General features: G+C 49.6%; 1 rRNA gene. It reads right to left on the reverse strand.

What is annotated here, in order from left to right:
* Window positions 1–395, reverse strand: a 16S ribosomal RNA gene (locus FVP33_RS18955); the annotation flags it as partial.

The raw sequence follows: 395 nt of genomic DNA on the forward strand, positions 1-395 counted from the left end.
ATCTAATCCTGTTTGCTCCCCATGCTTTCGCACCTCAGTGTCAGTATTAGGCCAGAAGGCTGCCTTCGCCATCGGTATTCCTCCAGATCTCTACGCATTTCACCGCTACACCTGGAATTCTACCTTCCTCTCCTATACTCTAGCCACCCAGTATCGAATGCAATTCCCAAGTTAAGCTCGGGGATTTCACATTTGACTTAAATGGCCACCTACGCGCGCTTTACGCCCAGTAATTCCGATTAACGCTTGCACCCTCTGTATTACCGCGGCTGCTGGCACAGAGTTAGCCGGTGCTTATTCTGCGAGTAACGTCCACTTATCCTAGGTATTATCTAGGTAAGCCTCCTCCTCGCTTAAAGTGCTTTACAACCATAAGGCCTTCTTCACACACGCGG

It is taken from the genome of Lacisediminihabitans profunda, assembly GCF_008040105.1.
In the GTDB taxonomy this organism is placed as follows: Bacteria; Actinomycetota; Actinomycetes; order Actinomycetales; family Microbacteriaceae; genus Lacisediminihabitans; species Lacisediminihabitans profunda.